Origin of the sequence: Agromyces sp. 3263 (genome assembly GCF_031456545.1) — a bacterium.
Classification (GTDB): Bacteria; Actinomycetota; Actinomycetes; order Actinomycetales; family Microbacteriaceae; genus Agromyces.
On sequence record NZ_JAVDUV010000002.1, the window covers coordinates 892,860 to 916,965 of the forward strand.

Here is a 24,106-nt window from a genome sequence, read left to right on the forward strand (position 1 = left end):
GGAGAGTAGGGGCTGGCTCAGACATTGGCATCGCAGGCGCCCGAACGGAGGATCCGCGCTTGCCGAGATCGTAGAGCGCAGGGACCCGCCATCGGGCATCCGTGTCCGAGTGGTGCGGAGCTACTGTGCCGCGTAGACGTTCCCGGCGATCCGTTGGCTGTGACCCTCGGGCGCGGGTGCGCCGGCAGGCGCGTCTGCTCGGATGACATAGCTGCCGGTCGGTCCGCTGACGCCGAACTCGGGGGCTCCACCACAACCGAGGACCCATCCCGTGGAGTCGGGGTAGACGAGGAGGCAAACCCGGTCGGCCTCCCTTCCGCGTACCAAGTACAGACGGTCACCGTGGTGTTCTGCCACGAGCCGGCTACTGGATTGGTCGACGTCGTCGAAGGCGTCGGCCGGTAGGTCTCCGGGGAGAGCATCGCCCTCAGCTGCTGCGCGGTCAAGGGCGGAGAACCCGGACCCCGGGTTGACGCATGCTGTGAGCGCCAGCATGGTGAAGGCGCTCACGCCAAGAACCGACACGACCTTCATCCCTGAACCCATGGCCGAATACTGCCAGAGAAAGCAGCAGCGACGCCGCCAGAGCGGATGGTCAAGCGCGACGTCGACGGAGCGTGACGACCATGACCACCACAGCAATGCCCACGACAACTATGAACGACGCCCAGAGAGTTGCGGGCACTTCCACGCCGGAGCTCGGCAAGACCCAGTTCTCAAGCTCGGGCCTCATTGCGAATTGCCCGCGGTTCCAGGACGTGAAGAGCTCGATGAGACCGCGCTGAAGGAGGAGAAAGGAAGACTGCGATCAAGCCGATCGCAGACCATCTCGCGAGCGGACCGAAACGCCGGTTCCCGGTCTTCGTCGTCGCATGAGCTGTCACATCGTCATCGTATGCCGCAGGTGGACTCCCGTGAGTGGACCCTCCAATGGGCATGCTGCGGTGACCATCAGTCGTGTCCAGTCGAGCCAGTGCCGACATCGACATGCCGCATCCAGGTGTGTATCGCTTTGGCTCGTCTGCTGCCTGCCGCGCCAATAGACTGCGTGGGTTGGTCTTAGGGGGAATGAATGGCACGTCGTCGTGGATTCTTTGCGGAGGTACAGCATCAGGCGAAGGTTGCTGAACAGAGGCAGCAGGCTGCGCTGCGTCAGCAGTCTCAGGCGGTCAAGCGTGCGGAGTCGGCGCAACGCGCTGCCGAGCGTGCGCAGGTAGCTGCCTCTCGAGCATCGGAGCAGGACCGCAAGCGACTTGAGCGCGAAGCGGCCCAGGCTCATGCGGCAGCGCGGCAGGCTGAAGCCGAAGAGATGACTGCCGAGTTGCACGAAAAGTACACGGTTCTCGATGGGATCCTGTCGGCGACCTTGGATGTCGATGATTACGTGGACCTCGAGTCATTGCGTGCGGTAGCGACTCATCCACCGTTTGCGCGCGAGGATCTGCGGTTGCCGATCCCCGCACCCGCACCGATTCCCGACCCAGTCCTTCCGGCGAAGCGAGAGCCGGATGCCGTGAAAGGTGTCTTCGGGCGCAAGCAGAAGGCTGCGGACGCGGCCGCCGCAGCGGAGCAGCAGTACGCGACCGACTACTGGGCGTGGAAGGCCGCTGTCGACGAACTCCCTGCTCGGCGCGCTGCCCAGGAAGCCCAGCACGCGGACGCCGAGCGGGCCCGCAAGGCCGCGCTTGAGGCCGCACTGGCGCAGTACGAGTCTGAGTCAGCCGCCCGGGTCAAGGAGGTGGCCGACCAGAACGAGTCTCTCGATCAACTGATTGCCGGACTCGGCTACGGAACCGTCGATGCCGTGCAGGAGTATGTGAGCATCGTGCTAGCGAACTCGGTCTATCCCGAGTGGTTCACGGTGTCCCATTCCGCCACATTCGAGCCGGCCACGGCCGAACTCACGCTTCGCGTACTCGTTCCTGGACCAGACTCCGTTCCGGCGATCAAGTCCTACAAGTACACCAAAGCGACGGACGAGATCACTCCAGTCGCCTCCACCCAGAAGGAGGCAAAGGACCGATATGCCGGCATCGTCCATAACACCGCGTTGCGCTCGCTGCACGAAGTCTTCGAAGCAGATCGCCGCGGACTGATCAAGAGCATCTCACTCGAACTCGGAACGGAGACGATCAGCCCGGCTACCGGTCAGCCGACGTACGTGCCGTTCGTCGCTGTCGCCGCAAGCCGAGAGCAGTTCGAGCTGCTCGACTTGTCGGCTATCGTCCCCGCTGCGACCCTCGAGCACCTTGGTGCTGCTGTGTCAAAGAATCCGTATGGACTCGTCCCCGCCGTTGCCGGCGGCGTTCGACGCGCGCGATGACCGACTCGGGCCTGACATTCAACCCGCCTCCCGGCTGGCCCAAACCACCCAACGGGTGGGTGCCTCCCGCGGGCTGGAACCCAGATCCTTCGTGGCCGGAGCCGCCAGCGGGATGGCAACTGTGGGTACCAACTGACAGCGCCGCCAGCGCGCCTCCGGCAGCTGAAACGGTGACCGAGCCGTCCGTCGATCCGTCATTCCCGACCGCCGCACCAGCCTCGCCACGTGATACCGGACGGCTCGCCTTCCTCGAGGCAGAAAACACTGCCCTACGCGCACAACTCGCGGAAGCTCGCTCCGACGACTACGTCGAGCTGAGCGACGCACGCATTCTGCAAGACGTCGGCATCTACCGCTACCATCACCCGCTCGAATCCGCTGCTGCCTACCAGAATGCGCTGACCACACTGGAATCTCGCATAGCGGAGCTGGTCAAGGCGGGCCGCGCGATCGTGAAGTCCGAACTCTTCACCTTCAACAACTCTCTGGCGCAGGGACGCCGCATGACGGACGACCTCGCGAAGCTGATGCTACGGGCGTACAACGCTGAGGCTGAGAACTCGATCCGCACGCTCCGCGTCGGCAACGTGATCACCGCGAAGCGGCGCCTTGAAGCCTCACGAACTGCCATCGCAAAGTTGGGTTCGCTGATGGAGATGAGGATCAGCGATGAGTTCCACGACTTGCGCGTTGAAGAGATCGAGCTCACGGCCGACTGGCTCATGAAAAAGCAAGAGGAACGAGAAGCCGAACGAGAGGAAAGAGCCAGGCTGCGCGAAGAGAAGAAGATCGAACGCGAACTCGCCGAGGAACGCGCACGTCTCGATAAGGAACGCGCACATCTGCTGAACACCCTCACCCTCCTCGAGGAGACAGGACAAGACGACGATGCGCTACGCGACCGACTGGCAGCGGTCGACGACGCAATCGCTCAGAACGACTTCCGTGCCGCGAACATCCGAGCCGGCTATGTCTACGTGATCTCTAACGCAGGCGCCTTTGGAGGTAACGTCGTCAAGATCGGCCTCACCCGGCGCCTCGAGCCACGGGAGCGCATCGTTGAGCTCGGCGGCGCATCAGTACCCTTTCGGTTCGACACTCACGCTCTCTTCTTCTCCGAGGACGCCGTCACTTTGGAAGCTGAACTTCATCGTCACTTCGCGGACCGGGCGCTCAACCGAGCCAATGCCCGGAAGGAGTTCTTCTTTGCGACCCCCGCCGAAGTACGCGACGTACTCCTGAAAAAGGTCGGCAACATCCTCGAGTTCAGCGAGGTCGCTGAAGCCACTGAGTATCGACAGTCCGTAGGGCTTTGGCCGAACTCCGCCGAACTGGACTGAGTTCTGCGCTCTCGGGTAGATGATCTCCACGAATCGGCGGTCGCCGCCAGTACTTGTAGCGATCAATCCTCGACGATGGTCGTGCTCATGACTCCGTCGAAGTCGATGGTGATTGGGATGAAAGCGCCTCCGATAAACAGTCCGGAGTCTCGGGGGACGACTGAGTCGCCGAGCGGAGTCGTGAGCACGCCCCGATAGCCGTGGACTCGATCGGCGAGCAGATCGTCGGGTGTGGGACGAAGATGGAGCGCTGGGCAGGGTGCGATCTTAGCTTCGCTGTCTCCGAAGTGCTGCTGCGCAGCGACGTGGAAGACGGCGGCATGAACCACAGCCATCATCCACGCTTCCGCGAGCACCCGCGGCGGATCAATCAACAGGGACGAAACTTCGAGGCCTTGAGCCTGGGGTGGGTAAGCGCGAGCCAGGTACGCCAAGGAAGGCCGATCGAAGATCGGCGTGCTGTCCTCTAGCGCGCTCAACGGGAGGCCGCCATTCTCGTCAAGCTCGGCTGCCTGAATGAAGTCCACACGAACGTCGTTACGCGTACTCACGGCGAGACCGTGCTTCACCTTGTTATCAGCTGCGTTCACAGTGAGGTCGTTGTCGGTCAACAGAAAGAGAGCTCGACGCACCCATACCCAGGCGGTTTGCAGCACAGTCCTCGTCTGTTCGCTGCCCTCGGCGCCCGGCATGAAGAACGCACGTGAGATCAGGTGCTCGTCAGCACTGAGGCGAGCCCGTAGGTCAGTCGCGACCGCGTGCAACGCGGTTGGGCCATCGGCGATCGCAGCCCACGTGGAAAACGGCGCTGTCGCGTCTCGAGGCGTGGTCACGGCGAGCAGAAGGCGGGCCAATGCCTCTGCGGCGTGATGCCTCACCGAGAATGAGTTGATGGCTACTTGGAGCTTGCGGTCGTTCTCGTCACTAACGGTGACAAGCGCTGAGGTTGGAGACAACCCCAGTGCTTCGAAGAACTCGCTGGTCGCGTGACTGGGCGCTCCGCCTGATTCGTGGCTCTCAAGCAGTGATCGCACTCGTGACGAGAAGTAGCCGAGTGGCCGGGATGAAAAGAACTCGTCATCGAGCTGCCCGCCTGTTCACGGGTGAGCGAGGGCCCGTCGTGTGGCTTTATGAGAAGCATGCGGACAACATACCGAGGTACTCCTCCCGACAGGCGGGTCGCAGCATATCGGTCGCCTATCCAGCCGACTCCCGCGCCCGATTGCCGGTCGCTGACTGGCCATGTCGATCCACGGGGTCGACGCCACCAACCCGCCCGCGCGCACGCGGAATGCGCTCCGCGTGCATTCGGGCGCAGGCACCGCCGTCACGCGGGCGGGCCCGCTCCTGCCCCGGATTCCCGCAAGCCTCGCCCGCGATACTTCCCGGTGAGGGTGCCTCAAACACCCCAACCCTGCGCGACAGCCCAGGCCGACGAGGCCCGCAGCTGCTCGAGCTGCCGACGCCTCGGACGCGCATCACGGCCCGCGATGCCCTAGCGCCTCGGATCGACGCGGTTGATAGACTGGGGGCACTCGCCCTCACCCGAAGGAACACAACGACGTGTCCGAACAGGCCCCCCTCTCCCGACTCGATCTCAACCTGCTCGTGTCGCTCGACGCGCTGCTCACCGAGCGCAGCGTCACCCGCGCCGCCGAACGGCTCCATCTGAGCCAACCGGCGCTCAGCGCGTCGCTCGCGCGGCTGCGAACCCACTTCAACGATCCGATCCTCGCCCGGACCGGCAACAGCTACGAGCTGACGCCGCTCGCGTCGCGTCTGTCCGAGCACACGGCTGCCGCGCTCGATGCCGCGCGACGCGTCTTCGAGAGCCAGGCGGAATGGGACCCGAGCCAGTCGACGCGCGAGTTCGCGATCTACGGCTCGGACTACAGCCTGGCCACCACCGGCCGGCGGCTGGCTTCGCTCGCAGCGGATCGGGCCCCCGGCGTGCGCTTCCGCTTCATGGTGCACAACCAGCAGATCGTCGAGGACGCCGTGAACCGGCTGCGCGGCGCCGACGGCCTCCTCATGCCGCACGGGTTCCTCACCGACCTGCCGTACACCGACCTGTTCACCGACACGTGGGTGATCATCGCCGCCGAGGACAACCCCACGATCGGCGACGCCATCACGCTCGAGGACATCGCCCGGCAGCCGTGGGTGTTCACGTACCAGTCGCGGTCGGCGTTCACGTCGGCCACCCGCCAGATCCAGCAGCTCGGCATCGAACCTCGCGTCGAGGCGGTGGTCGAGAGCTTCCTCGCCCTGCCGATGTTCATCGCGGGCACCGACCGGCTCGCGCTCGTGCAGGCGGGGCTGGCCGAGTACGCCCGCAACGTGGGCGGCGTCCGCGTGTACGAGCCGCCGTTCGACGCGACGCCCATCCACAACGCGATGTGGTGGCATCCGGTGCATCGTCGCGACCCCGAGCACGAATGGCTGCGCACCCTCGCCGCCGAGGCCGCGAGCAGCCTGAACGCCGAAGCGGCCTGAGCGATCCGCCGCTCGGGCTGAGCGGGTCAGCCGCGCTCGCGGGTGCGGGGTCGCGTCCGGGCCGGGAGGATGTCGGGCACGTGCCGCGCCGGGCCGACCACGTTGCGGATCTCGCCGATGCCCTCGACGCGCATGACGACCTCGTCGCCGGTGGCGAGCGGCGGAGGGGTGAGCTCGCCCGCCCGGCCCCAGAGCTCGGCGAGGCATCCGCCGTTGCCCGCGGTGCCCGACCCGAGCACGTCGCCGGGCAGGACGCGCGAGTCGCGTGACGCGTACGCGACGAGGTCGCCGAAGGGCCAGCCCATGTTCGACAGCAGGTCGTGGCCGACGCGCGAGCCGTTGACGAAGACCTCCATGCCGATCGGCAGGAACCCCTCGTCGTCGACCAGCGGGTCGAACTCGTCGGCCGTCACGATCCATGGGCCGAGCGTGGTCGCGAAGTCCTTGCCCTTGGCCGGACCGAGGCGCACCTTCATCTCGCGGGCCTGGACGTCGCGGGCCGACCAGTCGTTGAAGATCGTGTACCCGAAGATGTGGCCGGCGGCCTCGGCCGGTGCGAGGTCGCGCCCGTCGGAGCCCGCGACGCCGCCGATCACGGCGCCCACCTCGAGCTCGAAGTCGAGCCGCTCGCTCCTCGGCGGTCGCACCTCGGCGCCGGTCGCGATGATCGAGTGCGGGTTGGTGAAGTAGAACGTCGGGAATTCGTACCACTCGTCGACCACGTGGCTGGCGCCGTCGATCGACGCGGTCACCCCCTCGACGTGCTCCTCGAACGCCACGAAGTCGCGCACGCTCGCGGGCACGAGCGGCGCGAGCAGCTCCACCTCGGCGAGGGGCACGGATGCCGCGGCGTCGACCTCCGCGGCCAGCGCGGGCAGCTCCGCAAGGCCGGCGTCGAGCACCTCGGCCACGGTCAGCCCGCGTGGGAACGGCACGACGCCGTCGCCCATCACGAAGCCCTCTCCCGCGGTGCCGCCGTCGGTCCAGCGCGCGATCCTCACGCGACCGCCCGCCCGCGAAGCGCCGCCGCGAACAGCTCGGCGGCGTTGCCCGACAGGATGGCGCGCTCGTCGGCGTCGGGCAGCTGGGCCTCGCGGACGCGCTCGATGGGGTCGTCGACGCCCATGTCGAACGGGTAGTCCGTGCCGAGGAGCACCCGGTCGGCGCCCGCTGCGTCCACGAGTGCGCGGAGGGCGCCCGGCGTGTGCACGAGCGAGTCGAAGCGCAGGCGACGAAGGTACGACGACGGCAGGTCGCGGCATCCGTGGGCCTCTGGACGTACCGACCACGCGTGGTCGGAGCGACCAAGGAACGTCGGCAGGTAGCCGCCGCCGTGCGCCGCGACGAGTCGCAGGTTCGGATGCCGGTCGAGCACGCCCGAGAAGATCAGGTGCGACAGCGCGACGGCGTTCTCGACGGGCTGGCCGACGGTGTTCGAGAGGTAGTAGTGGTCGAGGCGCTCGTCGAGGCTGCAGCCGAACGGGTGCAGGAACACGATCGCGTCGAGCTCCTCGGCCCGGGCCCAGAACGGCTCGAGCCGCTCGTCACTGAGCTCCACGTCGCCCGCGAACGACGAGACCTCGACGCCCGCGAGGCCGCGCTCGACCACCGCGTCGTCGAGCGCGTCGACGATGAGCTGGGGATGCTGCAGCGGCACGAGGCCGAGGCCGAGCAGCCGGTCGGGCGAGCCTGCCACATGCTCGGCGATCGCGCGGTTCGCCTCGGCCGCGGCCCACACCGCGAGCTCTTCGCCCGCCCACGGATAGTAATGCGAGGGCGACGGCGACACGACCTGCACGTCGACGCCCTGCCGGTCCATCTCGGCGAGGCGCGCGTCGAGCGAGGTGAGCAGCGGCATCCGCTCGCCGATCATGCGACCCGAGGCGGCGAGGCTCTCGGGTCCGTTGCGGCGGGCCTCGAGGGCCTGGGCGGCGGCGAAGCCCTCGGCGTCGCGCGCGGCGACCGCCTGCTGCAGCGCGGGCAGCAGCAGGTGCGCGTGCACGTCGACGATCGGCTCGGTGCGCATGGTCTCGTCGCGCGTCGGCTCGACGCGGTCCGCGGCGCTCATGCCGGCTCGCTCACGAGCATCGCGATGCGGCGCATCAGACCCGGCACGTCGGCGTCCTGCACGTGGTCGATCTGCCACTGGCCGAGCTGCACGGATGCCTCGACGACCTCGGTCGCGCGCGGCAGGCGCCGGGCATGGAAGGCATCCCAGAGCGACTGGTCGACCGCGTCGCGCTCGAGCAGCAGCTCGGAGAGCACGAGCGCGTCCTCCGCCGCCTGCGCCGCGCCCTGCGCGATCGTGGGCGGGCAGCTGTGCGCGGCCTCGCCGATGAGCACGACGCGGCCGCGGTTCCACGCGTCGGGCACCACGTGCTTCGTGAACCACGTGTAGTTGACGCGGGACGCGTCGTCGAGCGACTCGCGGATCTCGTTCCACGGCCCGCCATAGGCCAGCGACAGCTCCTTCATCACCTCCACGCCCTCTTCGGGTGAGAGCAGGTGCCGGTCCTGGGCCGGCTCGACGAGGTAGGCGTACATCATCTCCTCGCTGGTCGGGCAATACCCCGCGATGTAGACGGGGCCGCCGTAGTAGAGGTCCGTCTGCGTGACGTCCTTCGGACGCGGCACGAAGGCGCGCCAGATGCCCATGCCGGTGCGTTCGGGCTCGACCTCGACGCCGAGCTGCTTCCGGATGTCGGAGTGCAGGCCGTCGGCGCCGATGAGCAGGTCGTAGCGCCCCGTCGACCCGTCGCTCAGCGTCACGTCGACGCCGTCGGCGTCCTGCGTGAAGGCCGCCACGGTGGTGCCGTAGTGGATGCGGGCGCCGAGCTCGGTGGCCCGGTCCGCGAGGATCCGCGCGAGGTCGGGGCGATACATGCCCTCGACCGCCGGGTACTCGGGGCCGCCGGTTCGCGCGTCGGGAATCTGGGCGATGACGGGCGCGTCGGGGCCGGGGGCGCGCAGGCCGGTCTGGTCGAAGGCGTAGCCGGCCTCCCGCACCTGGTCCCACACGCCGAGCCGGTCGAACACGCGCAGGGCGTTGCCCTGCAGGGTGATACCCGAGCCGAGCGCGGAGAGGTCGGGCTTCCGCTCGAAGACGTCGACGTCGACGCCTCCCTCGGCGAGCAGGATGGCGGCGGTGGCGCCGGCCACGCCGGAGCCGACGACGGCGACACGGGAGACTGCGGACATCGGGGGTCCCTTCGTTGGGGTTGGGTCTACTTCGTTCAGGTCTACTTCAGGGCGATGGGGTTCACCGGCGAACCCACGGCACCCGTGATCGGCAGCGGCGGCGCGACGAGCAGGAACTCGTAGCATCCGTCGGCGGCGCAGTCGGCGGCGAGGGCCTCGAGGTCCCACATCTCGCCGATCGTCAGCCCGAGGTTCGGGATGACGACCTGGTGCAGCGGCTGGAACGCGTCGTCGAACTCGTTGGGCCGCACCTCGAAGCCCCACGTGTCGGTCGCGATCGCGGCGATCTCGGTGCGGTGCAGCCAGCCGGCGGTCGTGAACGAGAGGCCCGCGCTGGGGCCGCCGGCGTAGCCGTTCCACCCCTCGCGGAGCGCCCGGGCGTAGCGGCCGGTGCGCACGAGCACGAGGTCGCCGCGGCCGACGGCGCTCGTGGCGCCCTGCGCCTCGATGCACGCCTCGAGCTCGGCGGTCGTGATGGCGTAGCCGTCGGGCAGCTCGCCGACGGCCCCGTCGTCGGCGTCGTCGTCGACGGGTTCGGGACGCAGGAACCGGCCCAGGTCGAGCAGCACGCCGCGGCCGACGATGGCGGATGCCGCGTGCTCGATGCCCGTGACGAGATCGCCGTCGCTCGTCACCACGGATCCGGCCGGGCGGCCGTTCCACGCCAGGCCGCGGTCGAAGATGTGGCCCAAGCCGTCCCATTGGGTCGAGCACTGCAGCGGCATCGCGACGACGTCGTCGGCGCCCCCGATGCCGTGGGGGAAGCCCTGGGTGCCGGCCGCGGCATCCGTACCCGTGTCGAGCATGGTGTGCACCGGGTTCGTGCGGCGGCGCCAGCCCTGCTGCGGGCCGTTCATGTCGAACGGCTGCGAGAGCGAGAAGCTCGCGCCGCGGCGCACGAGGGCGGCCGCGCGGACGCGCTCGTCGTCGCCGATGAAGTTCAGGGTGCCGAGGCGGTCGTCGTCGCCCCAGCGGCCCCAGTTGCGGAACGCCTCGGCGGACTCGGCGACGTGACGCGCGGGGTCGGTGCGGTCGAGCTCCTCGGGGCGCTCGGTCGGCGTGCGCCGGGTCCCGGATGCCGCGGCCGGCGTGGTGCTCATCGCGACGCCTCCTCGGCGATCGCCCGCACGGTCTGGCGGCCGAGCCCCTCGATGGCCCCGACCATCACGTCGCCGTCGCGGAGCATCCGGCCGTGCACGATGCCGTTGCCGGCGGGGCTGCCCGTGAGCAGCAGGTCGCCCGGCAGGAGCGGCATGTTCTGCGAGGCGCCCGCGATGAGCGCGGGGAGGTCGAAGAGCAGGTCGGAGGTCGTCGCATCCTGCATCGTCTCGCCATTGAGGGTGAGCTCGAGGTGCAGGTCCCCCGGGGTCGCGACGAACGGCGCGGGCACGAGGAACGGGCCGGTCGGCAGGAACCCCGGGGCGTTCTTGCCGCGGTACCAGTCGGTGCCGATCTCCTTCATGTCCTCGCGGAACACGAGGTCGCGCGTGGTGACGTCGTTCACGATCGTGTAGCCGGCGACGTGCTCCATGGCGTGCTCGCGGTCGACGCGGAAGGCCTCCTTGCCGATCACGACCGCCAGCTCGAGCTCCCAGTCGTGCTGGTCGCTGTAGCCCGGCAGCCTCAGCGGCACGTCGTCGCCCACGACCGCCGCGGGCAGCCCGATGAAGAAGTACGGCGTGCCCTCACGCGCCCGGCGGTCCATCATGTCGGCGGCCCAGGCGCGCAGCTCCTCGATGGGGCGCGGGTCGTTCTTCGCCCGGCCCGCGGCGACGAGGTCGATCACGTGCGTGCGGTAGTTCGCGCCGGTCTGCAGCACCTGGCGCGGCGTGACGGGCGCGGCGAGCGTGACATCGGCCAGCGGGAGCCAGGCGTCGTCGTCGCGCCCGGCGATCGCGGCGAGGCGATCCCACGCGGCCGGAGCCTCGGCGAGGAAGGCGTTGAGGTCGGGCGCGCCCAGCTCGTCGGGCCCGATCGGCCGAACCCGCTCCCCCGCCACGAGGCCGAGCGCCGGCTCGGCGTCGCCCGCGCGGAAGCGGACGAGGACGAAGGGGGCGGTCAGGCCGTCGGACGACGATGTCACGGTGGTTCTCCATTCGGGCGCGCGTCGTTGGGTGCGCTCCCTCAGTCAACCGCGCGCCGTGATATCAGTGAAGGCTCGATCGATGATGGAGTGCATCAGTCCTGTGGATGCGCCGAGCCCATCGCGCGGGCGATGGGGAGTCCGCCCCCGTGGCCGGTGAGGCCGCCGTCCACGGCGATCTCGGCGCCGGTCACGAACGACGCGGCCGGTGAGACGAGCTGCACGATGACGGCGGCCACCTCCTCGGCCCGGCCGGACCGCCCGAGCGGCGTCGACCGGAGGTTCACGGCACGGAATGCCTCGGGGGCGCTCGCGGTCATCGGCGTCTCGATGAAGCCCGGACTCACGAGGTTGACGCGGATGCCGCGCGGCCCGAGCTCCATCGCCGCCGTCTTCGTGATGCCCCGCAGCGCCCACTTGCTCGCGCCGTACGCGATGCCGTAGTGCGCCATGGCGCCGGCGGCCGACCCGACGTTCACGATCGCGCTGCCGTCGCCCAGGAGTGGGGCGAGGAAGCGGATGCCGAGGGCCGGCCCGGTGGCGTTGACGGCGAAGGCGGCCTCGAAGTCGGCGGCGGTGACGTCGTGGAGCCGCGCGCGACGCGTGATGCCCGCGGCGTTGACCAGGCCGTCGATGGCGCCCCCGGCGCCTGCCTGCTTGGTGGTGGAGAGCTGCCCCGCCAGTTCGGCCCAGTGCTCCTCGCGTCGCACGTCGAGCGTGGCGAGCTCGACGGCCTGACCGCCGGGCGACTCGTCCGCCCACCCGAGGTCGGCGGCGATCACGCGCGCACCCGCCGCGGCGAGCGCGGTCACGGTCGCGGCGCCGATGCCGGATGCCGCGCCGGTGACCACGATCGTCCGTCCGTCCATCCCGTGCATGTCGATCCCCTCGGACGCGGCACCGTCACCGGTCCGCACCCAGTCAATCGCCACCGGGACGCCGACTGCACATCATCCCGATCAATGCGTGGCATCAACAGGTTCAGCTTCCCTGATGAAGCGCGCTCGCCGAGAGTGGATGCAGTGCCGAACGCGGCACGCACCAACCCACGGCCGACGCGCCGCACCCCGAACACGAAGGATCGACGATGATCACCCTCCTGTCCCATCTCTCGCACGTCGAGATCGCGGCGCCCGACGTCGAGGCGTCGGTGGCCTTCTACGAGGAGCGCCTCGGCCTCCGCCAGGTCGGCCGCGACGGCGGCAAGGCCTACCTCCGCTCCTGGGGCGACTACACGCACCACAGCGTCGTCATCTCCGAGGGCCCCGAACCGGCGCTCGTCGAGATCGGCTGGCGCACCACGAGCGCCGAGGCGCTCGAGGAGGCGGCGCGTCGCGTCGAGGAGGCGGGCGTGACCGGCGAGTGGTCGGACTCCGGCCCGGGCCGCGGCCGCTCGTACGTGTTCACGGGTCCGTGGGGCCACACCATCCGCCTCGCGTGGGAGATCGAGCAGTACGAGGCCGATGACGAGCACGCGTCGATCTATCCCGACCGTCCCGAGCGCCGCTCGAGCGTCGCGGGCGCACCCCGGTTCCTCGACCACGTCACGATCGCGGCCTCCGACGTGAAGGCCTTCGCGAAGTGGCACCACGAGGTGCTCGGCTTCCGCATCATGGCGTACACCGAGCTCGACGAGGCACCGATCACGGTGTTCGCCGTCATCACGACGAACGAGAAGTCGCACGACCTCGGCGTCGTGCTCGACAGCTCCTCGCGGCCCGGCCGGATCAACCACTACGCGTTCTGGGTCGACACCCGCGAGGAGCTGCTCATCGCCGCCGACGTGCTGATGGAGAACGGCACCCACATCGAGTACGGCCCCTCGATCCACGGCATCGGCGAGCAGTCGTTCCTCTACTTCCGCGACCCGAGCGGCCTGCGCATCGAGGTCAACACGGGCGGCTACCGCAACTACGTGCCCGACTGGAACGCGAACACCTGGAAGCCGTCGACCGGCTCGAACAACCTCTACCGCAACAGCGCGATGCCCATGTCGATGACCGAGTCGTTCCCGCCCGACGAGGGCCGGCCGACGGCCACCGAGGAGGGCATCGTGCCGGGCACCGAGGAGGCGCTGCTCAACCCGTACGCCAAGCACGGCCAGGGCTGAGACGCGGGCCGAGGGGCCGGGTCGGACGGGGGTGAGTGCCCGTCCGCCCCGGCCCTTCGTCGTGCCCGCCGGGCGGGCGGTGCGCAGCGAGGGTCAGGCCCGGGCGAAGACCGCCGCGAGCGCCTGGCCGCCGCCGATGCACATGGTCTCGAGGGCGAGATCGCCGTCGAGGGCGGGCAGCTCGTGGGCGAGCGTCGCGAGCATGCGGATGCCGGTGGCGCCGATCGGGTGGCCGATCGAGATGCCGCTCCCCCGCGGGTTCAGCCGCGGGTCCTCGGCGTCGAGGCCCCAGTCCGCGAGGCACGCGAGCACCTGCACCGCGAACGCCTCGTTGAGCTCGATGAGGTCGAGGTCGGCGAAGCGGATGCCGGCGCGCTGGAGCGCGAGGTTCGCCGCGGGCACGGGCGCCACGCCGAAGCGCAGCGGGTCGTTGCCCGCCACCGCCCACGACACGAGCCGGAGCATCGGGGTCAGCCCGAGCTCGGCGGCCCGCTGCGGTGTGGTCGCGATGCACGCGGCCGCCGCGTCGTTCTGGCCGCTCGAGTTGCCGGCCGTGACCGTCGCGTCGGGATCGGTGCGCCCCAGGATCGGCCTGAGCCCTGCCAGCGCTTCGAGGGTCGTGTCGGCGCGCGGGTGCTCGTCGCGGTCGACGACGACGCTCCCGCGCCGCCCGGCCACCTCGACGGGCACGAGTTCGGCGTCGAACGCGCCCGACTCCTGGGCGGCGACGGCGCGCTGGTGCGAACGCAGCGCGAACGCGTCCTGCGCCTCGCGGGAGATGCCGTAGTCGGCGCGCAGCAGCTCGGCCGAGCCGACGTTGCCCTCGGGCGTCGGGAACCGCCGCCCACCCACCGTCTCGCGTCCGCGGGCGAGCGCGTCGTGCAGCAGCAGACCCGCACCTGTCACGCCACGGCGGCCCTCGACGGTGTACAGCGGCGCGTTCGACATCGACTCGACGCCGACCGCGACGACGGCCTCGCTGACGCCGGTCTGCACCTCCATCGCGGCGTTGAGCACGGCCTGCAGGCCCGAGCCGCACCGACGGTCGAGCTGGTATCCGCTGGTCTCGACGGGGAAGCCGGCGTCGAGTGCTGCGACCCGTCCGATCGCCGGGGCCTCCATGGTCGGGTAGCCCTGCGCGGCGATGACGCCGTCGATCGCGGCCGGGTCCACGCCGGTGCGCTCGAGCAGTGCCGTGAGCACGGTCGTCGCCAGTTCGAGCGCGGGCACGGTCGCGAGTGCGCCGCCCATTCGTCCGACCGGGGTGCGCAGCGGCGTGCAGACGACGACTTCGCGCAGCTCGGCCATCAGGCGGCCGCGCCGAGCGTCGGCGACACGGTGAACGGCGCGCCCGTGGCATCCGTCACCTGCTCGATGGTGACGTCGGGCGCGAGCTCGACGAGCACGAGCCCGTCGGCGGTGACGTCGAGGACGGCCAGGTCGGTGATGATGCGGTCCACGCAGGCCTTGCCGGTGAGCGGCAGGGTGCACTGCTCGACGATCTTCGCCGAGCCGTCCTTCGCGACATGCTCCATGACGACGATGACGTGCTCGGCCCCGTTCACGAGGTCCATCGCGCCGCCCATGCCCTTCACCATCTTGCCGGGCACCGCCCAGTTGGCGATGTCGCCGTGCATCGAGACCTGCATGGCCCCGAGCACCGCCGTCGTGATGCGGCCGCCGCGGATCATGCCGAAGCTCGCCGCCGAGTCGAAGTAGGCCGCCCCGGGCAGCACCGTCACCGTCTCCTTGCCGGCGTTGATGAGCTTCGGGTCCTCCTCCCCCTCCCACGGGTAGGGACCGACGCCGAGGATGCCGTTCTCGGAGTGCAGCACGACCTCGACGCCCTCGGGCAGGTGGTTCGGGATGAGCGTCGGCAGCCCGATGCCGAGGTTCACATAGGTGCCGTCCTCGAGCTCGCGGGCGGCGCGGGCGGCCATCTCGTCGCGGGTGAGCGGCATCAGCGGGCCTCCTCGGCCTGGTCGGGGGCGGTGGTGCCGGTTCCGGATGCCGCGGGCCGGGGCCGCACGGTGACCTTCTCGATCGGCAGGTCGGCCGACTGCTCGGCCGTGAGCACGATCACCCGGTCGACGTAGATGCCGGGCAGGTGGATGTCGTCGGGGCCGAGCACGCCCGGCTCGACGAGCTCGTCGACCTCGGCGATGGTGATGCGGCCCGCCATGCCGGCGAGCGGGTTGAAGTTGCGGGTCGACTTCTCGAACCGCAGGTTGCCGTGCCGGTCGCCGACCGCGGCGCGCACGAGCCCGAAGTCGGCGCGGATGGCCTGCTCGAGCACGTACTCGCGAGGGGCGCCGAATGTGTCGAACGGGCGCAGCTCCTTCGGCGCGCTCGTGACGGCGACGGTGCCGTCGGGCGCATAGCGCAGCGGCATCCCGCCCTCCGACACCGCGGTGCCGGCGCCCGTCGCCGTGTAGAACGCCGGGATGCCGACGCCGCCGGCACGCAGGCGCTCGGCCAGCGTGCCCTGCGGGGTCAGCTCGACCTCGACCTCGCCCGAGAGGTACTGCCGGGCGAACTCCCGGTTCTCCCCGATGTAGCTCGCGATGACCTTGCGGATGCGTCCGGCCGCCAGCAGCTCGCCGAGCCCCCACCCGTCGACGCCGCAGTTGTTCGAGACGACCTCGAGGTCGCCGACGCCGCGGGCGAGCAGCGCGCGGATGATCGTGATCGGCACGCCCGACAGGCCGAAGCCGCCGACGGCGAGCGACGCGCCCGCCGGGATGTCGGCGACGGCTTCGTCGGCGGTCGCGTAGGTCTTGTCCATGGATGCTCCGGGCTCAGTCGTTCGTCTCGGGGGTGGTCGTGGCGTCCTGCTGGGCGAACACGTCGCGCATGATCGCGAGCGCCTCGTTCGACGCCGGCAGCCCGGCGTAGAGCGCGGTGTGCAGCAGCACCTCGGCGATCTCGTTGCGGGCCAGGCCGTTGCGCAGCGCCGCGCGCACGTGCATCGCGATCTCGGTCGCATGGCCGCCGGTCGTGAGGCTGGCGAGCGTCGCGATCGATCGCTCGCGCCGCGAGAGCCCGGGCCGCGCCCAGATGTCGCCCCAGGCGGTGCGAGTCGCGAAGTCCTGGAACGCGGCCGTCTCGGGGGTCGTGCTCGCGATGGCGCGGTCGACGTGCGCGTCGCCGAGCACCGCACGACGCACGCGCATGCCGCGTTCCCGCGCGACCGATGCCGCGTCCACCCGCTCGACGGCGTCGAGGTGCTCGGCGATGAGCTCGGCGGCGCTCGCGGGCTCCTCGAGCACGGCGAGGTGCGAGGCGCCGTCGAGGGCGACGTGGCGCCCGCCGGGGATGTCATCGGCGAGGTCCTCCATCGAGGCCGGCGTCGTCACCGTGTCGTGCTCGCCGCTGATCGCGAGGGTCGGCGTGGCGAGCGCTCCGAGGTCGGCCGTGCGGTCGAAGCCGGCGAGCGCCTCGGTGCAGCACGCGTACGACTCGTCGTCGATGTCGACGAGCGCGGCGAGGGCACGGGCGCCCGAGCCGCCGGCGTCGCGCTCGAGGAATCCCGGCGCGAACCAGCGTGCGGCGCTCCCGGTCACGAGGGAGGCGGTGCCGCTCGCGCGCACGGATGCCGCGCGCTCGGCCCATCCGTCGGGCGTGCCGATGCGCGCGCCGCTGCAGCTGAGCACGAGGCTGAGCACCCGGTCGGGATGGGTGACCGCGAGTTCGAGGGCCGCAGCGCCACCGAGGGAGACACCGGCGACGTGGAAGGAACCACCGCCCGCCTCGTCGACGACCGCGAGCACCCCCTCGGCGAGGTCGCCGATGGTGAAGGGCTCGGCCGCGGCCGGGGTCGCACCGTGACCGGGCAGGTCGACACGCAGGATCCGGAGACCCGCGGTGCGCGAGTCGGCGCGGAGGGCGGCGACCACGCCGTCCCAGAGCGTGCTGGTGGTGCCGAGCGAGGGCAGCAGCACGAGCAGCGGATTCGTGGTCGCCGGAGCGGCGCCGGGCGCGAAGGAGCCCAGCAGGCGGGGAACGGTCATGGGCGGGTGCCCCCTTCGGCGAGTGCGGTGAAGCGCGCCACGGCGTGGTCGACGATGCGGTCGGATGCCGCGGCGAGCACGTCGCGGTCGGGCCGCTCACCCGCCGGGCGCGCGTCGGCGAGGATGGCCACCGCCCGGTCGCGCTCGAACTCGAGCCCGGCGGCGAGGTGAGATGCCGATGCCGAGGCCGAACGGGTGAGCCGCGCGAGCCGGCGGAGCGACGTCCACTCCGCGTGCCATCGCCCGGCGGATCGCTCGTCGCCGGCGATCGCCGCGCTCGCGACGACCTGGAGCAGGGCGGGCGCCTCGACGGCCGCCGCGGTGATGGCGACGGCGTCGACCGGATTGCGCTTGTGCGGCATCGCCGACGAGCCGCCGCCGCCCGAGAGCTGCACCTCGCCCAGCTCCTCGCGGGAGAGCAGGATCACGTCCCCCGCGATGCGGCCGAGCGCGGCGACGACGGTGGCGGCAACGGCCGCGATCGCGAGCACGGGCGTGCGTTCGGTGTGCCACGCTCGACCGGGGTCGGTGAGGCCGAGCCGGCCAGCGAGCTCGCCGCGCACCTCGTCGGCGGCCCCCGCACGCCCGGCCGTGGCATCCGCTGCCGTGCCGGTGCCCACCGCGCCCCCGAACTGTACCGGGAACACCGCGCTGTCGATCGCGGCGATCGCCGAGCCGACGCCGTCGAGCCAGCCCGCCGCGAGCACCCCCAGCGTGCTCGCCTCGGCGTGGCGAGCGAGCGAGCGCGCGATGCGCGGGCTCTGCCGCTCGGCGTCGGCGAGCACGGCGAGCGTGCGGCCGGACTCGACGAGCGAGCCGCGCGCGGCGGCGAGCGCATCACGCGAGACCAGCATGAGGGCGGTGTCGACGATGTCCTGGCTGGTGGCCCCGAGGTGCAGGCGGTCGGCGGTGAGTCCCGCGCCCTCGAGCTGGGCACGGAGGACGGGAACGAGGGCGACCACGGGCACCGCGTCGCGCGCCACGCCGTCGCGCAAGGCCTCACGGTCGAGGGCGGCCACGTCGAGCCGGTCGGCCTGCGGACCGAGGAACTCGTCGAGCACGCTCCCCCACGCGCGCAGCAGCGCGCGCTCGACGTCGACCATCGCGGCGAGCACCGCGTCGTCGTCGGTGCCCGTCGCGTCCGCGGCGCCCGGATCGATGAGTCCCCAGTCCGTCATGCGACCATCCTCGTCAGACCTCGGTGCCGTAGTCGAGGAACACGGTCTCGCCGTCGCCCTGCAGGCGCACGTCGAACCGGTAGGAGCCCGGGGCATCCACCGCCGCGACGAGCGTGTCGCGGCGGCTCGCGTCGACGCGGGCGAGCAACGGATCCGCGGCGTTCGCCTCGGCCTCGTCACCGAAGTACGCCCGGGTGAAGAGATGGTGCAGCACGCCGCGGGCGAACACCGCCACGAGCAGGTAGGGCGCCGAGCCCTGGCGCATGGTGCCCGGCTTGAGCGTCGTGAACGAGTAGTGCCCATCGCGGTCGACCGCCGCGCGACCGAAGCCGGCGAAGCCGTGCTGGTCGCGGTCGAACGCGCTGCGTTCGGTCGACGGGCGGCCCGCGGCATCCGCGCCCCAGATCTCGATGACGGCGTCGGGCACGGGGTCGCCCGCGCCGTCGAACACGGTGCCGTGCAGGCGGATCGCGTCGGGCTGCCACGCCGCCCGAACGTCGGGGCCGCCGTCGTAGGGCAGCGCGTAGCCGAAGAAGGGGCCGACGGTCTGCGAGGGGGTCTGGCCGAGCGTTCCGCGGTGGCCATCCGGGTGCTGCTCGGCGCCGGGCAGGTCGGTCGCGTCGAACGCCTCGGGCGAGGTCGGGTCAGGCATGGTCGGCGTCCTCCGGTTCCATCCAGGTCGACTTCGGGCCGGTGAGCACGACGTCCCAGCGGTAGCCGAGCGCCCACTCGGGCTCGGTCACGTCGTGGTCGTAGCGGGCCACGAGCCGCTCACGGGCCGCCGGGTCGACGATCGACTGGTAGATCGGGTCGAGCGCGAACAGCGGATCGCCCGGGAAGTACATCTGCGTGATGAGCCGCTGGGTGAACGCGCTGCCGAAGAACGAGAAGTGGATGTGGGCAGGCCGCCACGCGTTGCGGTGGTTCTTCCAGGGGTAGGCACCCGGCTTGATCGTCGTGAGCCGGTAACTGCCGTCCTCGCCCGTGATCACGCGGCCGACGCCGGTGAAGTTCGGGTCGAGCGGCGCCGGATGCTGGTCGCGCTTGTGGACGTAGCGGCCCGACGCGTTCGCCTGCCAGATCTCGATGAGCTGGTTCCGCACCGGCCGGCCGTCGCCGTCGAGCACGCGCCCGGTCACGATGATCCGCTCGCCGAGCGGCTCGCCGCGGTGCTGGATCGTGAGGTCGCCCTCCTCGGCCGACACGTCGGTGTGCCCGAACGCGGGCGACACGAGCTCGATCTCCTCGGGGTCGGCGCGCACGAGCTCATGGGTGGGATGCCGCAGCGTCGTCGAGCGGTAGGGCGCGAAGTCGCGGCGCGGATGGGCGGCGAGCGGCGTGCCGGCGGATGCCGCGGCGTCGCGCTCGTGGCGGTGGCGCTCGGTGATCTCGTCGCCGATGGCCTGCTGCGTCAGCTCGGGCTGGGGAACGGGTCGGTGCATGCTCACTCCGTGGTGAAGGGAAGGCCGGCGTACTGCTCGGCGAGGCTCTGGGAGGCGGCGCGGGAGCCGGTGACGTACTCGAGCTGGCCGACCTGGCTGCGGTAGCGGAAGGCGCGCGCCGAGGCATCCGGCACCTCGTGGTGCACGTGCAGCATCTCCGTCATCCACTGGGAGAAGTGCTGCACCTTCCACTGGCGGGCGAGCGCGCGGTCGCTGTAGCGGGCGAGGCCCGTGTCGTCGCCGGCGCGCCGGTCGAGGATGGCGCGGGCCAGCAGCGCCACATCGGCGATCGCCGAGTTGAGGCCCTTCGCGCCGGTCGGCGGCACGATGTGGCCGGCGTCGCCCGCGAGGAACATGCGGCCGTGCTGCATGGTCGACACGACGAAGCTGCGCATCGGCGTGATCGACTTCTCGGTGATCGGGCCCTCCTGCAGCTGCCAGCCCTCGACGCCGAGGCGTTGCTGCAGGGCGTCCCAGATGCGGGCGTCGCTCCAGTCGTCGATCGACTCGTCGGGGGCGACCTGCAGGTAGAGGCGCGAGACCTCGAGCGAGCGCATCGAGTGCATGCCGAAGCCGTCGCGGTGCAGGGCGTAGATGAGGTCGTCGGTCGACGGCGGCACGTCGGCGAGGATGCCGAGCCAGCCGAACGGGTACGAGCGCTCGAACACCTCGAGCCCGCCGCCGGGGATGCTGCGACGGCAGACGCCGTGGTAGCCGTCGGCGCCGACGACGAGGTCGCACTCGAGCTCCTCGGTCACGCCGTCCTTCGTGTAGATGACGGTGGGGCGCGCGCCGGTGACGCCCACGGGTTCGACATCGGATGCCTCGAAGACGACGTTCGAGCCGAGCCGATCGTGCTCGCCGAGAAGGTGCTTCACGAGCGCCTGCTGGCCGTACACGGTGACCGTGCGCCCGACGAGGTCGACGAAGTCGACGTGGTGCCGCTGTCCCTCGAACTGCAGGTAGATGCCGTGGTGCGTGAGTCCGCGCGCGCGGAGGTCGGCGTCGAGGCCGTGCTCGGCGAGGAGGTCGACCGACCCCTGCTCGAGTACGCCGGCGCGGATGCGACCCAGCACATGCTCGCGCGTCTGGGCCTCGAGGATGACGAACGGCACGTCGGCCTGGGCCAGGAGGTGGCCGAGGAGCAGGCCGGCCGGGCCCGCGCCGATGATGGCCACGGAGGTGGACGTTCGCACTGGATGCCTCTCACGTCGTCGGGAAGAACATGACGAGCATGGATCGACCACGGGGCATCCGGAGCCCGACTTCCACTCAGTGGAAGAAGTCGCTCACTCGCCGTGGGTCCGGAAGCCGAGCGCCGACGAGATGCCGCGCGCCGCCATGCGCACGCCGAGCGCGAACTGCGGCTCCCCCAGCCGTTCGGCGTGCGCGATGATCGACACCGCCGCGACGACCTCACCGGTCGCGTCCCGCACCGGCGCCGCGACCGAGAACGCGCCCGCCGTGAGCTCCTCGACCGACGTGGAGAGGCCGAAGGAGCGGATCTCGGCCATGCGCCGCCGCAGCTCCCGCTCCTCGGTGAGCGTGTTCGGCATGAACTTGCGCCGATCCGACGCCAGCAGCTCGTCGAACACCTCGGTCGGCGCGTGGGCCAGCAGCACGAGGCCCACGCCCGTCGCGTGCAACGGGAGTCTCGAGCCCACATCCGAGATCGCCGAGACCGCGCCCGGGCCGGACAGGCGCTCGAGGTAGATCGCACCGAGTCCGTCGCGCACGGCGAGGTGCACGTGCTCGGTCGTCGCCTCGAGCAGATCCTCGAGGTAGGGCATCGCGATGCGCCGGAGCCGCATGGCGGTCGGCTGGCGCACGCCGAGCCGCCAGACCCGCATGCCCACCCGGTACCGCCCGTCGTCGCCGCGCACGAGGCCGCCCCACGCCACCCACTCGCCCACCAGGCGATGCGCCGTCGAGAGCGGCAGGTGCGCGCGGCTCGCGATCTCGCTCAGCGACAGGTCTTCCCGCCCCTGGAACGCGTCGCCGATCGCGAAGAGCTTCTCGGCGACCGAGCGGCCGTCGGCGGCGCGACCCGACATGCGCCAACTCTAGTGAGGGGCGGGCACCGTCGTCGCTGCCCACCGGGCTCAGATCGCCATCTTGACGTACTGGTCGACCCGCTTCGACCGGAGGTCGCCGGGCTGGTAGTCCTGCTGCCAGTCGGTGTTCTCCCACAGATTCTGGTAGTCGTGTGGCGCCGGTTGCCCGGGCTTCGGCTTCCGGTGCGAGGTCGCCTCGACGACGGACCGGTACTGGTAGTGCCCCCAGAGCCGGTTGAACTCGGTGAAGTAGATGTCGGCCACCCGCCGGTCACCGCGGATGAGCAGCATGTTCTCGTCGTTCTCGATCGTCGACGCCGAGCTGAAGTTCGCCGAGCCCGTCACCACGATCGGGTCGGGGCCGAGCGGGTCGTGGAGGATGAACTTCAGGTGGATGTAGGTGACGTGCAGGTTGAGCTTGATCGCCGCGTTGTTCGTCTCGGCCACCCAGCGCCCGAGCGTCGTGTGCAGCTCGGAGCCCTGGGCCTTGTAGGTGTTGTTCCGCGAGTTGAGCCGCACCACGGGTCCGGGGTTCGCCTTCGTCGGCCGCGGGTCGTCCTTCTCCTCGAGGAGGAGGAAGCACAGGGGGCCATCGACGCCGTTGGCGCTGATCGCCCGTCGGAAGTCCTGCGGGATGCCGAACGCGAACGTGCCGCACGACAGTCGCCTCGCCTTCGTGAGGAGCCGGACGTAGAGGTCGAGGGGAGCCGTGTCGCCCCGCGGGCTGAAGAGCGGTGTCGTCCCCCGCGGAATGGCGGCGATCGAGGTCGGCGTCGGGGTCAGGGCGCCGACCTCCTGCAGGAATCCGATGTTGATCGGGTCTTTCCTGGCATCCGTCGCGGCGCCCGGGTCCTGCGCGAGGATCGACCAGTACGCCAGGAACTGCGCGGCCACCGTCGCGTCGCGCACGAGGTGCCCGACGTTCGCCTGCCCGTAGATCCCGCCGTCGGTCACGTTCGTGGAGCCGGTCCACACGGCGACGGGCGTCCGCGCGGCGCCGCGCAGCAGCACCATGAACTTGTTGTGCTGGATGTCGTCGCGCCGCGCCACCCGAGGGATGATCGCCTCGTCGGGCAGGCCGGCCGCGGCGATCGCGGCGAGGTTCGCGACGCGGGGATTGCTCGGCTCGAACTTCGGCGTCTTCAGCCCGTTCCTCGGGGTGGGCTGGATCGTGCGCTCGTTGACCTTGAGGTCGACGATCACCCGCACGTCGACGCCGCGATCGATCGCGTCCTTCAGCGCGGCCAGCACCGACGGGAAGCGGAACTCGTAGAAGCATCCGCGGATCGCATCGCCAGGCCCAGCCGACGCGATGAAGCCGATGATCGCCTCATCGAGGTCGCGGCTCAGCCAGGCGAGCGCCTCCGCGCGCTTCTCGGGCGTCGGCTGCCGGTCGGGCGGCAGGTTGCCGAACCGGTTGGCATAGAACTGGCTCGAGGTGACCCCGCGATTGAAGACGATGTCATGGTCGCCGCCGCTCAGCGGCTCGGTGTCGACCGAGACGGCCACCGGCGGCGCGCTCCGGTCGAGCGCCGATGGCGTCCCCTTCAGCGGGTGGAAGACGTACTCGTAGGCGTGGCCGGGCTCGGCGACGAAGTCGTCCCAGACGAGGCTCTGGATCGGATGGTCGTACGTCGACACCTTCGTCGCGGGCGTCGGATCGGGGACGAGCGAGCGGAACACCTTGTAGCCGTCGACCCAGTGACGGGCGCCGGTCGCCCGGTCGACGCGTTCGATCGCGAATCCGAGGAGCCCCTTCCGGGCGGTGGCGGTGGCGCGGATGCCGAACGAGACCGTGTTCGTGCCCGCCACGGCGAACACCTGCACGCCCTTGACCGTCTCCGACTTGACTCGCATGGCCGCCGCCTCCCA

The 24,106-nt window shown here is 70.7% G+C and carries 21 protein-coding genes; 4 read left to right on the top strand and 17 right to left on the bottom strand.

Annotation, left to right across the window (positions count from 1 at the left end; all coding sequences use genetic code 11):
• Positions 1 to 1,072 precede the first annotated feature (1,072 nt).
• Both J2X63_RS17470 and J2X63_RS17475 read left to right on the top strand, forming a co-directional pair.
• Entirely contained in the window at positions 1,073 to 2,323 is a 1,251-nt protein-coding gene (locus tag J2X63_RS17470) for a hypothetical protein (RefSeq protein ID WP_309979580.1), read from the top strand.
• Positions 2,320 to 3,663, top strand: coding sequence for a DUF4041 domain-containing protein (locus J2X63_RS17475; protein ID WP_396133170.1), 1,344 nt, complete (start codon positions 2,320 to 2,322; stop codon positions 3,661 to 3,663). Before J2X63_RS17470 ends, J2X63_RS17475 begins: the two co-directional genes overlap by 4 nt.
• A gap of 62 nt (positions 3,664 to 3,725) precedes the next feature.
• Here J2X63_RS17475 and J2X63_RS17480 read toward each other — a convergent pair whose 3' ends face one another.
• Positions 3,726 to 4,697, bottom strand: a complete 972-nt coding sequence (locus J2X63_RS17480; protein ID WP_309979583.1) for a hypothetical protein — start codon at positions 4,695 to 4,697, stop codon at positions 3,726 to 3,728.
• A gap of 529 nt (positions 4,698 to 5,226) precedes the next feature.
• On the opposite strand from J2X63_RS17480, the gene J2X63_RS17485 reads away from it, so the two are divergent.
• Positions 5,227 to 6,159 carry a LysR family transcriptional regulator gene (locus J2X63_RS17485; RefSeq protein WP_309979585.1) on the top strand — a complete coding sequence of 311 codons (933 nt, stop codon included), beginning with the start codon at positions 5,227 to 5,229 and terminating at the stop codon, positions 6,157 to 6,159.
• Positions 6,160 to 6,185: 26 nt separating this feature from the next.
• Here J2X63_RS17485 and J2X63_RS17490 read toward each other — a convergent pair whose 3' ends face one another.
• The 6 genes from J2X63_RS17490 to J2X63_RS17515 all read right to left on the bottom strand — a co-directional run bounded on the left by J2X63_RS17490 (position 6,186) and on the right by J2X63_RS17515 (position 12,318).
• Complete coding sequence (locus J2X63_RS17490) at positions 6,186 to 7,160, bottom strand: fumarylacetoacetate hydrolase family protein (RefSeq protein ID WP_309979586.1); 975 nt, start codon at positions 7,158 to 7,160, stop codon at positions 6,186 to 6,188.
• Entirely contained in the window at positions 7,157 to 8,227 is a 1,071-nt protein-coding gene (locus J2X63_RS17495; protein ID WP_309979588.1) for an amidohydrolase family protein, read from the bottom strand. The genes J2X63_RS17490 and J2X63_RS17495 overlap by 4 nt, the downstream gene beginning before the upstream one ends.
• The gene (locus tag J2X63_RS17500) at positions 8,224 to 9,357 is read right to left on the bottom strand and encodes an FAD-dependent oxidoreductase (protein ID WP_309979590.1); all 1,134 of its coding nucleotides are present in this window, start codon (positions 9,355 to 9,357) and stop codon (positions 8,224 to 8,226) included. Before J2X63_RS17500 ends, J2X63_RS17495 begins: the two co-directional genes overlap by 4 nt.
• A gap of 41 nt (positions 9,358 to 9,398) precedes the next feature.
• Entirely contained in the window at positions 9,399 to 10,457 is a 1,059-nt protein-coding gene (locus J2X63_RS17505) for a cyclase family protein (protein WP_309979592.1), read from the bottom strand.
• Entirely contained in the window at positions 10,454 to 11,440 is a 987-nt protein-coding gene (locus tag J2X63_RS17510; protein WP_309979593.1) for a fumarylacetoacetate hydrolase family protein, read from the bottom strand. Before J2X63_RS17510 ends, J2X63_RS17505 begins: the two co-directional genes overlap by 4 nt.
• 95 nt (positions 11,441 to 11,535) lie before the next feature.
• Complete coding sequence (locus J2X63_RS17515; RefSeq protein ID WP_309979595.1) at positions 11,536 to 12,318, bottom strand: SDR family oxidoreductase; 783 nt, start codon at positions 12,316 to 12,318, stop codon at positions 11,536 to 11,538.
• 209 nt (positions 12,319 to 12,527) lie between these two features.
• Here J2X63_RS17515 and J2X63_RS17520 point away from each other — a divergent pair, with 209 nt between their 5' ends.
• The gene (locus J2X63_RS17520) at positions 12,528 to 13,550 is read left to right on the top strand and encodes a VOC family protein (RefSeq protein ID WP_309979597.1); all 1,023 of its coding nucleotides are present in this window, start codon (positions 12,528 to 12,530) and stop codon (positions 13,548 to 13,550) included.
• A 93-nt stretch (positions 13,551 to 13,643) separates the two neighbouring features.
• On the opposite strand, the gene J2X63_RS17525 is transcribed toward J2X63_RS17520, so the two are convergent.
• The 10 genes from J2X63_RS17525 to J2X63_RS17570 form a co-directional block, all read right to left on the bottom strand.
• Complete coding sequence (locus J2X63_RS17525) at positions 13,644 to 14,858, bottom strand: acetyl-CoA C-acetyltransferase (protein ID WP_309979599.1); 1,215 nt, start codon at positions 14,856 to 14,858, stop codon at positions 13,644 to 13,646.
• Positions 14,858 to 15,511 carry a CoA transferase subunit B gene (locus tag J2X63_RS17530; RefSeq protein WP_309979601.1) on the bottom strand — a complete coding sequence of 218 codons (654 nt, stop codon included), beginning with the start codon at positions 15,509 to 15,511 and terminating at the stop codon, positions 14,858 to 14,860. Before J2X63_RS17530 ends, J2X63_RS17525 begins: the two co-directional genes overlap by 1 nt.
• A complete protein-coding gene (locus tag J2X63_RS17535; protein ID WP_309979603.1) occupies positions 15,511 to 16,335 on the bottom strand; it encodes a CoA transferase subunit A in 825 nt (274 codons plus the stop codon). Before J2X63_RS17535 ends, J2X63_RS17530 begins: the two co-directional genes overlap by 1 nt.
• A 13-nt stretch (positions 16,336 to 16,348) precedes the next feature.
• On the bottom strand, positions 16,349 to 17,560 hold the full coding sequence (locus J2X63_RS17540; RefSeq protein ID WP_309979604.1) for an alpha/beta fold hydrolase: 1,212 nt from the start codon (positions 17,558 to 17,560) through the stop codon (positions 16,349 to 16,351).
• Positions 17,557 to 18,738: a lyase family protein gene (locus tag J2X63_RS17545; protein WP_309979606.1), complete on the bottom strand. Its 1,182-nt coding sequence runs from the start codon at positions 18,736 to 18,738 to the stop codon at positions 17,557 to 17,559. Before J2X63_RS17545 ends, J2X63_RS17540 begins: the two co-directional genes overlap by 4 nt.
• 13 nt (positions 18,739 to 18,751) lie before the next feature.
• Positions 18,752 to 19,390, bottom strand: a complete 639-nt coding sequence (gene pcaG, locus J2X63_RS17550; protein WP_309979608.1) for a protocatechuate 3,4-dioxygenase subunit alpha — start codon at positions 19,388 to 19,390, stop codon at positions 18,752 to 18,754.
• Entirely contained in the window at positions 19,383 to 20,180 is a 798-nt protein-coding gene (pcaH, locus tag J2X63_RS17555; RefSeq protein ID WP_309979610.1) for a protocatechuate 3,4-dioxygenase subunit beta, read from the bottom strand. The genes pcaG and pcaH overlap by 8 nt, the downstream gene beginning before the upstream one ends.
• 2 nt (positions 20,181 to 20,182) lie before the next feature.
• Complete coding sequence (locus tag J2X63_RS17560; protein WP_309979613.1) at positions 20,183 to 21,376, bottom strand: 4-hydroxybenzoate 3-monooxygenase; 1,194 nt, start codon at positions 21,374 to 21,376, stop codon at positions 20,183 to 20,185.
• 93 nt (positions 21,377 to 21,469) lie between these two features.
• Positions 21,470 to 22,234, bottom strand: coding sequence for an IclR family transcriptional regulator (locus tag J2X63_RS17565; protein WP_309979615.1), 765 nt, complete (start codon positions 22,232 to 22,234; stop codon positions 21,470 to 21,472).
• Between the two features lie 48 nt (positions 22,235 to 22,282).
• Entirely contained in the window at positions 22,283 to 24,091 is a 1,809-nt protein-coding gene (locus J2X63_RS17570; RefSeq protein WP_309979617.1) for a phospholipase D-like domain-containing protein, read from the bottom strand.
• Positions 24,092 to 24,106: the final 15 nt, after the last annotated feature.

What these genes read in the sequence shown, in the direction of transcription:
- J2X63_RS17520 (WP_309979597.1), top strand. Translation starts at nt 12,528, where the DNA reads ATGATCACCCTCCTGTCCCATCTCTCGCACGTCGAGATCGCGGCGCCC.
- J2X63_RS17475 (WP_396133170.1), top strand. Translation starts at nt 2,320, where the DNA reads ATGACCGACTCGGGCCTGACATTCAACCCGCCTCCCGGCTGGCCCAAA.
- J2X63_RS17535 (WP_309979603.1), bottom strand. Translation starts at nt 16,335, where the DNA reads ATGGACAAGACCTACGCGACCGCCGACGAAGCCGTCGCCGACATCCCG.
- J2X63_RS17530 (WP_309979601.1), bottom strand. Translation starts at nt 15,511, where the DNA reads ATGCCGCTCACCCGCGACGAGATGGCCGCCCGCGCCGCCCGCGAGCTC.
- J2X63_RS17505 (WP_309979592.1), bottom strand. Translation starts at nt 10,457, where the DNA reads ATGAGCACCACGCCGGCCGCGGCATCCGGGACCCGGCGCACGCCGACC.
- J2X63_RS17495 (WP_309979588.1), bottom strand. Translation starts at nt 8,227, where the DNA reads ATGAGCGCCGCGGACCGCGTCGAGCCGACGCGCGACGAGACCATGCGC.
- J2X63_RS17545 (WP_309979606.1), bottom strand. Translation starts at nt 18,738, where the DNA reads ATGACGGACTGGGGACTCATCGATCCGGGCGCCGCGGACGCGACGGGC.
- J2X63_RS17565 (WP_309979615.1), bottom strand. Translation starts at nt 22,234, where the DNA reads ATGTCGGGTCGCGCCGCCGACGGCCGCTCGGTCGCCGAGAAGCTCTTC.
- J2X63_RS17525 (WP_309979599.1), bottom strand. Translation starts at nt 14,858, where the DNA reads ATGGCCGAGCTGCGCGAAGTCGTCGTCTGCACGCCGCTGCGCACCCCG.
- J2X63_RS17570 (WP_309979617.1), bottom strand. Translation starts at nt 24,091, where the DNA reads ATGCGAGTCAAGTCGGAGACGGTCAAGGGCGTGCAGGTGTTCGCCGTG.
- J2X63_RS17515 (WP_309979595.1), bottom strand. Translation starts at nt 12,318, where the DNA reads ATGCACGGGATGGACGGACGGACGATCGTGGTCACCGGCGCGGCATCC.
- J2X63_RS17500 (WP_309979590.1), bottom strand. Translation starts at nt 9,357, where the DNA reads ATGTCCGCAGTCTCCCGTGTCGCCGTCGTCGGCTCCGGCGTGGCCGGC.
- J2X63_RS17470 (WP_309979580.1), top strand. Translation starts at nt 1,073, where the DNA reads ATGGCACGTCGTCGTGGATTCTTTGCGGAGGTACAGCATCAGGCGAAG.
- J2X63_RS17540 (WP_309979604.1), bottom strand. Translation starts at nt 17,560, where the DNA reads ATGACCGTTCCCCGCCTGCTGGGCTCCTTCGCGCCCGGCGCCGCTCCG.
- pcaH (WP_309979610.1), bottom strand. Translation starts at nt 20,180, where the DNA reads ATGCACCGACCCGTTCCCCAGCCCGAGCTGACGCAGCAGGCCATCGGC.
- pcaG (WP_309979608.1), bottom strand. Translation starts at nt 19,390, where the DNA reads ATGCCTGACCCGACCTCGCCCGAGGCGTTCGACGCGACCGACCTGCCC.